Raw genomic sequence first — 8,918 nt, forward strand, 5'->3', positions numbered from 1 at the left:
AGGTATGGTAGTCGAGCTGGCGCCGGCGCTGTTCCTCGCCGGGCTGGGTGCGGCTTGCCAAGGCTGCCTCCAATATCGCGCAATAGGTATCGATCGCGGCCGCGCCGACGGTTTGGGCCAGGTTCAGATCGGCCTCGAAATCGCCGCTACTATAATTTTCCAAATAAAAGTGGGTGACGCCGCGATGGCGTTCCAATGCCGGAATGTAGAAGTAGCGGTCGCCCTGTTGCGCGGCTTCGTGGTACAGCTCCGGCGCGGCTTGCTTGAGACCATCGGCAAATCGGCTGGTGTCGGATTCGAACGGGTTTGACGGATTCAGGTCGGCCATCACTCGCCAATAACCCGTGCCGTCCTTCATTTCAGTCCAGCTGATGTGGATGTGCACCGACGGCGCCAGCGGATTGCTCGGATGGATGATCGTGGAAAGCGCCGACGCGGAAGCCAGCTTCTTGGCGGGGTCGTCGTCGTAGTGGACTTGGGAGGTGTTGACCGAAGCGCGGTTGAATGCGATCCGGTCGGTGGCCATGTAGCGGACGCCGCCGCCATGCCGGCCTTGGTCGCGCAACCACTCGATCGGCTCGAAGGCTTGGCCCTCGCCGAATTGGGCCGCGATCCGGTTCAGTTGGCTCACGAAGTGTTGCCGTAGTTCGCGGAGCATGGCGTAAGCGCGTTCGGCGCGCGGGGAATTTGCGTGGATCGGTTGCATAGTCTGATTTCCGAGGTTGAACGAGTTGCTCGCGGCCGGTCGGGCAACGGTCGCCGCGACGCGCCGGCCGGAATCCGCCGGGACGGATCGATGGTCCCGACTCAAGTTTGGGATTGTTGTTGAAATTCCGGCACCAGTTGCTTGAGACAGGCCAGCAATTCGCCGGCTTCGCGGCACAGGCAGCCGGCCTGCATCCGTTCGATGCTGGCTAGCCATTCGCCGCTGTCGTAGACCCTGGCCTTGGCTAGCCGCAGTTTCGGCAGGCCGGTGGCTTGTAGCGCTTCCTGCTCATGGAACAGTTCTTCGTACAATTTCTCGCCGGGGCGCAGGCCGACGTATTCGATCGCGATGTCCCGGCCCGGGACTTTGCCGCTAAGCCGGATCATTTGTTCGGCCAGATAACGAATCTTGACCGGTTCGCCCATGTCCAGCACGAAGATTTCGCCGCCCTGGCCGGCGGTTTCGGCCTGCATGATCAACTGGCAGGCTTCCGGTATCGTCATGAAGTAGCGGGTGATGTCGGGATGGGTGACCGTGACCGGGCCGCCGGCCTTGATTTGTTCGCGAAACAGCGGCACGACGCTGCCGGCCGAATCCAACACGTTGCCGAAGCGCACCGTCGTGAAACGGGTCGAGCCCGGCCGGTCCAGATTCTGGCACAGGATTTCGGCGGCGCGCTTGGTCGCGCCCATCACGTTGCTGGGATTGACGGCCTTGTCGGTGGAAATCAACACAAAGCGCGCCACCCCGCCGGCGATGGCGGCTTCGGCAACGATCTTGGTGCCGATCAGGTTGTTATGCACGGCTTCGCGGACCTGGTATTCCAACAGCGGCACGTGCTTGTAGGCGGCGGCGTGGAACACGATTTCCGGGCGCTCGGTCTCGATCAGGCGCTGCACCGTCAATGCGTCGGCGACGTCGCCGAGCACCGCGACGCGCGGCAATTGCGGGAACAGCCGGGCCAGATCGGCGTCGATCTTGTACAAATTGAATTCGCATTGATCGAGTACGATCAAACGCCGTGGCCGTACCCCGGCCAATTGCTTGCACAGTTCGGAACCTATCGAGCCGCCGCCGCCGGTGACCAACACCGTCTTGTCGCGCAGATGGGCTTGAATGCCGGGCCAGTCCAGTTTCACCGGCGCCCGGCCCAGAATGTCTTCGATCGAGACGCTGCGCAGATTGGCCTTGGTGACCGCGCCGCTCAGCAATTCCTTGACCGACGGCAGGGTTTGGAATTCGGCGCCGCAGCCTTCGCAGATTTCGACGATGCGGCGCATCTGCGCGGCGCTGGCCGACGGTACCGCGATCAGCACCGTCTCGATGTCCCATTGCTTGACCAATTCCGGAATCTGTTCGGCGTTGCCGGCAACCCGGATGCCGCGAATCTCGCGGCGAAACTTGCCGGGATGGTCGTCAACGAAAATGATCGGAACGTAGCCGCTGTCGTGATTGGCTAGCAGATCGCGCGCCAGCATTTCGCCGGCCGATCCGGCGCCGACGATCAGTGCCCGCCGGCCGATGCGTTCGATGAAGGCTCGCTCCTTCCAAAACCGGTACACCAAACGCGGCACGCTGAGCAGCGAGAACAGAATAATCACGTACAGCGGCACCACCGAGCGCGGCACGCCTTGCAAACGGTTGTAAAGAAACAGGCCGCAGGCGATCCAAAACACCCCGCTCAAGACCGCCTTGCCGATTCGGATCAGGTCGGGCAGCGAAGAATAGCGCCAGACGCCCCGGTACAAGCCGAACAGCCAGAATTGCCCGACCTGGACGCCGATGACGCCGGGCAGGAACAAGAACGCCGAATACAGATATTCGTCCGGAATCGCGTGCAGATTAAAGCGCAACCAATAGGCGCCGAACCAGGCCAGCGGCACCATCGCCAGGTCGTGCAAAAAGATTGTCGTGCGCGAGCGGAACCGCCAGCTCACGGCTGAAACTCGGGTTGGCCGGCTTGATAATGCCGGGCGAGCAGGATCAGCGGCGCATAGGCCAGTACGATCGCCGCCAGTGCGAAATCGGGACGGAAAAACACCCAGAATGCAATCGGCAGCAGCCAGCCCAGGTTGATCGCCCAGCACGCCAGCAAGACTTTGGCGTGGCCGTGGCGTTTGGCGGCGTGTTGGTAGGTGTGCGAACAATGCGCCGCGTACCAGCGCTGGCCGCCGAGCGCCCGGCGCGCCAGCGTGTAGCTGGCATCAACGATGAACAGACCGTACAGAATGATGCCGCAATACAGCAGCGCCGGGGCTTCGCGCGTGGCCAGCACGATCAGCAAACCCAGTGCCAGCCCGATGAAACCGCTGCCGACGTCGCCCATGAAGATTTTCGCTTTCGGCCGGTTCCAGATCAGAAAACCGGCGCTGGCGGCGGCCAAGGCCAGCGCTGTCGCCGCCAGACCGGGTTGGATGACGTACAGCAGGCCCGCCAGCGTCGCCGACACGAACAGGGCTTCCGAGGCGGCGATGCCGTCGGTGCCGTCCATGAAATTGAACAGATTCAACGACCAAACCAAGCCCAGCACCGCCAATACATAGCCCAGGCTGCCGGCTTGCCACAACAGTCCGCCCAATAAACCGTCCAGCGGTTTCGGCATCAGCAAGGCCGGCAAACCGTTCAGCAGCCCAACGGCCGCGCCGGCCGACAGCAGATGCACGGCCAGCCTGACACGGGCGCTGACCTCGGAATGATCGTCGAGAAAGCCGATCGCGGCGACCGGCAACGCGGCGGCCAAGGCCAGCACGGCGTCGGCCGGCAAACGGCTGTCGAGGTATATCCAAACCGAGGCGGCCGCGAAACTGATGACCGTCGCCAAACCGCCGCCGCGCGGGGTCGGCGTGGTGTGGGAACTGCGTTGATTGGGGATGTCCAGCACTTGGTTGCGCAAGGCGTAATGGCGGATCAGTCCGGTCAGGCCGGCCGACAGGCAAACGACGAGGAAGAAAAGCAGCACGCGGATCAGGTCAAATAGCGAATGAGGTCGGGCAAGGCGTCCCGAAGATTGCGGGTGGCGGTAAAGCCCAGTTCCCGGCGGATTTTAGCAGACGAATACCAGGCCGAATCGGTTAATTTCCGCAAGGTGTCGCTATCCAGCGGCATGCGCCGCCCGCTCAGCCGACTCAGGCCGTCGCCGAGTAAAGCGGCGGCGCGCAGCGCTTCGAACGGCACGCTCCAACGGGCTGGCGCTTTGCCCAGCGCGGTGCGAATCCAGTCGTGGATTTGTCGGGTGGAATAGGGCGTATCGTCGGCGACGATGTAAATTTGACCGGCGGAGACCGGATGCTCGGCCGCCAGGATCGCTGCCTCGGCCAGATCGGCGACGTGCACCATCGAGCGCCGGTTGCCGGTTTCCGGCAGCGGCGGAAACCAGCCCCGGCGCATCGCGCGTACCATTTGCGGCAGGTTGCCCTTGTCGGTATTGCCGTAGACCATGCAGGGCCGGATCACGACCGGATGCGGCACGTAGCCGCCGTGCAACACCAACTGCTCGGCGGCGAATTTGGAACGGCCGTAAGGTGTGTCGGCCGGCGCCGACGCGGTTTCGTCCCACGGCGCTTGCTCGGCGTCGCCGACGGCCTTGACGCTGCTGAAGTAAACGAAGCGTTGCACGCCGGCTTGCTTGGCGGCTTCCAGTAATTTGCGGGTGCCTTCGGTATTGACCGTGAAATATTCGGCTTCGTCCTGGCGATTTTCGGCCAGCGCGTGCGCCTTGCCGGCCAGATGGAAAACGGTGTCGATACCGTCCGGCAACTCGGGCGGACGAGCGGTTTGGCTAGCCAGGTCCCAGGCGAAATCGATACCGGCGGTAGGGACCCGGCCGGCGGTTCTTGGTGCGTGGCCGCGCGCGCGCAAGGCCTCAAGCAGCGCCGAGCCGATAAAGCCGTTGGCTCCGGTGATTAAAATCGAGCGGATCGCGTTGCTCATCAATTGGATCGGGATTAATCGGGGGCGGCGCCGAGCAATTGCCGATAAACCGCGAGCGTTCGCGCCAGCACGACGGCGTCGGAGAATCCCTGCTCGACCTTGCGGCGGCCGGCCAGGCCCATGCTTTGCCGCAACTCGGGCTTGGTCAGCAGCGTTTCCAGCGCGGCGGCCAGTGCCGGCACATCCTTGACCGGCACCAAATAGCCGTTCTCGCCGTCAGTGACGATTTCGTCGCAGCCCGGTGTATCGGTCGTGACGATGGCGCGACCGCTGGCGGCCGCCTCGATCAGGCATTTGGGAATACCTTCGCCGTAAAACGACGGCAGCACGGCGATGTGCGCGTCGCGCCAGAATTGGGCGACATCGTCGACGTGGCCTATGCAGCGCACGTCGCCTTGTTGGTTCCAGGCCGTCAATTGGGCGTGGCTAATCGGCGCGAGGTTTTCTTGATCGGGGTTGCCGACCAGCAGTGCGTCGAAGTCCAGGCCTTTGCGTTTCAGTAGGCCGACGGCGGCGACATATTCGCCGATGCCCTTGTCCCACAGCAAGCGGGAAACCAGGGCCACCGTTACCCGGCCGGCCGGTTCCGGGACGGCGAGAAATTCGTCGGTATCGACGCCCGAACCCTTGATCAGGTGCAGGGCCGACTCGGGAACCCGCAACTGGTCGCGTAACAGCGCGTAATCCGCGCGGTTCTGGACGATGGTTTGACTGTTGCGGCGCCGGAACAGCAGGCTGAACAGCGGCTGGACCACTTTCCGCAGCCATTTGGCGCGCTGGTGCGACGACGAAAAAATCGTGCCTAGGCCGGCCAGCAGGTTGACGGTTTTCAGTTCTGGCATCAGCAACGAGACGATGCCGCCGTACAGCACCGGTTTCAGCGCGACTTGGTGGACCAGATCGGGTTTTTGGCGGCGATAGGCCCGCCACACTTGCACTAACGTTTTTAATTCGATCCAGGGATTGGTGCCGCCGCGATCGACCGGCAGATTGATCAGTTCGAAGCCGGCTGACCGGATCGCGTCGCCATGGCGAGTGACGCGGGTCATGACGCAGACATCGAAGCCGGCGGCTCGAGCCGCCTTGGCCAATGCCATCCGGTGCGAGCAGAAATACCAATCCTCGGTGACGAAGTAGAGCAGTTTCGGGTTTGCCATGACCGAATTATCCGCCTAGCCCGTCTGCTTTTCCAGCCAAGCCTGAAACATTAATACGTTCCACAGCGCGTATTGGCGATTTAAGCGGCCGCCGCGATGGGCGCGCCAAGCTTCGACTATCGGTTTCGGCCTGAGAAAGCCTTGTTCGAGAAGTCGGCGTTCGTCCAATAAGTCATCGGCCCAGTCGCGTAGCGGTTCGCGTAGCCATTGGTCCAACGGGATCGAGAAGCCGGTCTTCGGCCGCTCCAGCAAGGCCGGCGGCACGTGGCGGTAAAGCACTTGCTTGACCAAATGCTTGCCTTGGCCGCCGCGAATTTTCATCGTCAACGGCAAGCGCCAGGCGAATTCGACCAAGCGGTGGTCCAGAAACGGCACGCGGGTTTCCAGGCTGACATTCATCGCCGCTCGGTCCACCTTGACCAGAATATCGTCCGCCAAATAGCCGACGGTATCGGCCAGCATCATGTGTTCGACGAAATCGAAACGCGGGTCGGGCGCCGGCGGTTCCGGGTCCAGGCCGCCGACGACCAACGCGGCCGGATCCCGCCAATGCGAAATCAAATGTCGATACAGCGCGTCCGGCGAGCGGGCCTGCAGCACGCCGGCCAGTTTGTGCAGTTTGTCGCCGGGGTTGGCGTAGCGCCAGGTGTGCGGCAACAGCGGCGTCACCGCCCGGGCCAGCCGGTTCCACTGCTCGGCGCCGAGGCCGGTCAACAGCGTTGCCGCGAGGCTTCGGCCGAACGGCGGCAGCGGCGCCAGCTTGCGCCACAAACCGGCGCCGAGGAAATAGCGGTTGTAGCCGCCGAACAATTCGTCGCCGCCGTCGCCGGACAGGCTGACCGTAACCTGCTCGCGGGCCAATTGGCTGACCAGCCAGGTCGGAATTTGCGAGGCGTCGGCGAAGGGTTCGTCGTAAATCGTCGGCAGGTTTGGAATCACCGCGCGGGCCTGGGCCGCCGAGACGTAGAGTTCGGTATGTTCGCTGCCCAAATGGCGGGCAACCGCGTGGGCGTATTCGGCTTCGTTGTAGCCGGCTTCGTTGAAACCGATCGTGAAGGTTTTCACCGGCCGCGCAGATTGCGCTTGCATCAGTGCGACGATCAGCGACGAGTCGATGCCGCCCGACAAAAACGCGCCGAGCGGCACGTCGGCCAGCATCTGGCCGGCGATCGATTGGTTCAGCAAGCGCTCCAATTCGGCGGCCGCCTCGGCTTCGCCGCCCGGATAGGGATCGGCGATCCCGGCCGCCGCCGCGTTCGCCGCCGACCAATACGCGACCGGTCGCGGGGTATCGCGGCCGGCGAAACGCAGGTAACTGCCGGCCGGCAACTTGCAAATATCCCGGTAAATCGAAAGCGGCGCCGGCACGTAACTCAGGCGTAGAAACTGCGTCAGCGCGTGGCGGTCGATCTCGCCGCGAAAATCCGGATGCGCTCTGAGCGCTTTCAACTCCGAGCCGAACAGCAGGGTGCCGTTTTGCCAGCCGTAGTACAGCGGTTTTTCGCCGAGCCGGTCGCGGGCCAGCGTCAACACGCGCTCGCGTCTGTCCCACAACGCGAACGCGAACATGCCGACGCAGGCCGCCAGGGTTTGTTCCAGGCCCCAGCCGGCAATGGCCGCCAGCAAGGTTTCGGTATCGGAGTGGCCGCGCCAGACCGGCGCGTGACCCGCACTTTCCAACTGGCGGCGCAGCGGCAGGTGGTTGTAGATTTCGCCGTTGAAAACGATGACGTAGCGGTCGCAAGCCGACTGCATCGGTTGGTGGCCGGCCGGACTGAGATCTTGAATCGCCAGACGCCGATGCGCCAAGCCCAGCCCGGCTTCCGGGTCCAACCAAATGCCTTGATCGTCCGGGCCGCGATGGTTCAGCGTGGCATTCATCCGAGCGAGGCTATCGCCAAGACGCTGGGGATCGCCGCCGTTGGGCTGAAGGATGCCGGCAAAACCACACATGGTTTCAGTGCCCTAGAAGATTAGAGTTAACGGCGGTCATGCCAGCGTTTCCGGGAAAATGGCGTCAACCGCCCGCCGCCAAGTATAGCGCCGATTGTAGTCGCTCAATTCGGGTTGGGTCGGATCGGCCAGATAGGCGGCGATTTGCTCGGCCGCGGCATCCGTGGTCAGCGAGCGGGGAATTTGGCAAGCGCCGGGCGGAGCGATTTCCGGCAACGAACCGCCGTCCGACAGCACGATTTTGCGGTGGAAGCGGGCCGCCTCGACCACCGGCAGGCCGAAACCTTCGTAGGCCGATAAGAACAACAAGGCATCGGTGTGGGCATACAGCGCCAGGAGCTCGGCGTCCGAAACATTGCCCAGCACGCTAATATCGGTGCGGTCGGCAATATAGGCGTCCAGATCGAAATCGAAATTCCGCCGGGAGCCGGCCAGCGCCAGTCGGCCTTGGTAACCGTGACGGTCGCGCAGCAACTTAAACATATCGACGATGCGGCGCAGATTTTTGTGCGGACGGCGGTCGCCGACGTAAAGCAGATACGGCGGGTTCAGCGGTGGCGGTCCGATGGCGCCGCCGGCGTCGGCCAGCACCGGACCTTCGCAGGCCACTTGCACCTTGTCCGCCCAGCGCTCGCCGACCAAATCGAGAATATCCCGGCGGGTGGTGGCCGACACCGCGTAACAGGCTTGCGCCCCGGCGACGTGGTGGCGCAGCATCTGCTGGAAATACAGTTTCTTGGCGAAGCCGAGCGATTGCACATAGCCGTCCACCAACAGCGGAATCAAGTCGTGGACCACAAAGGCGGTCGGTATCTTGATCCCCAACGGCATATCGAAATGCGGATAAAAATAGCGGTCCGCGCCTTGCCGGTTGACCCAGCGCGCCACCGTAACGTGTTGACGGAACGAAATCGGCGGCGCATCGACGACCTGTATCCGGCAGGCGCCCCGTTCCAGATCAGCTTGCAAGGCCCGGTAATGCATGTTGTCGCGGTCGCAATCCCGGTCAATCAACACGTCGATTTCCTGGCCCGCGCGGCGCGGGCTGTCCAACAACGCGCGCAACAACGAGGCGGTGTAGCGGCCCAGGCCGGTGAATTCCAGGGCGATCGGGCGGGCGTCGTAGATCAGTTTCACGGCGGTTGGCTTGGGTTAATGGTGATTGACGGCCG

The 8,918-nt window shown here is 63.2% G+C and carries 7 protein-coding genes; all 7 read right to left on the reverse strand.

The window, feature by feature from the left end; genetic code table 11:
* Positions 1-706, reverse strand: a 706-nt coding sequence (locus tag AC3B8H_RS14990) for a coproporphyrinogen III oxidase (protein WP_488442350.1), incomplete at its 3' end; no start/stop codon positions are given.
* A gap of 101 nt (positions 707-807) precedes the next feature.
* Positions 808-2,643, reverse strand: a complete 1,836-nt coding sequence (locus AC3B8H_RS14995; protein ID WP_488442351.1) for a polysaccharide biosynthesis protein — start codon at positions 2,641-2,643, stop codon at positions 808-810.
* Positions 2,640-3,665 carry an MraY family glycosyltransferase gene (locus tag AC3B8H_RS15000; RefSeq protein WP_488442352.1) on the reverse strand — a complete coding sequence of 342 codons (1,026 nt, stop codon included), beginning with the start codon at positions 3,663-3,665 and terminating at the stop codon, positions 2,640-2,642. The genes AC3B8H_RS14995 and AC3B8H_RS15000 overlap by 4 nt, the downstream gene beginning before the upstream one ends.
* Before the next feature lie 5 nt (positions 3,666-3,670).
* Positions 3,671-4,636, reverse strand: a complete 966-nt coding sequence (locus AC3B8H_RS15005) for an NAD-dependent epimerase/dehydratase family protein (RefSeq protein ID WP_488442353.1) — start codon at positions 4,634-4,636, stop codon at positions 3,671-3,673.
* A gap of 14 nt (positions 4,637-4,650) precedes the next feature.
* Positions 4,651-5,793, reverse strand: coding sequence for a glycosyltransferase family 4 protein (locus AC3B8H_RS15010; RefSeq protein ID WP_488442354.1), 1,143 nt, complete (start codon positions 5,791-5,793; stop codon positions 4,651-4,653).
* 15 nt (positions 5,794-5,808) lie between these two features.
* The gene (asnB, locus tag AC3B8H_RS15015; RefSeq protein WP_488442355.1) at positions 5,809-7,746 is read right to left on the reverse strand and encodes an asparagine synthase (glutamine-hydrolyzing); all 1,938 of its coding nucleotides are present in this window, start codon (positions 7,744-7,746) and stop codon (positions 5,809-5,811) included.
* Between the two features lie 36 nt (positions 7,747-7,782).
* Positions 7,783-8,883: a glycosyltransferase family 4 protein gene (locus tag AC3B8H_RS15020; RefSeq protein WP_488442356.1), complete on the reverse strand. Its 1,101-nt coding sequence runs from the start codon at positions 8,881-8,883 to the stop codon at positions 7,783-7,785.
* Between the last annotated feature and the right edge of the window lie 35 nt (positions 8,884-8,918).

The organism is Methylomonas sp. BG-2, assembly GCF_057766305.1.

What these genes read in the sequence shown, in the direction of transcription:
- AC3B8H_RS15005 (WP_488442353.1), bottom strand. Translation starts at nt 4,636, where the DNA reads ATGAGCAACGCGATCCGCTCGATTTTAATCACCGGAGCCAACGGCTTT.
- asnB (WP_488442355.1), bottom strand. Translation starts at nt 7,746, where the DNA reads ATGTGTGGTTTTGCCGGCATCCTTCAGCCCAACGGCGGCGATCCCCAG.
- AC3B8H_RS15010 (WP_488442354.1), bottom strand. Translation starts at nt 5,793, where the DNA reads ATGGCAAACCCGAAACTGCTCTACTTCGTCACCGAGGATTGGTATTTC.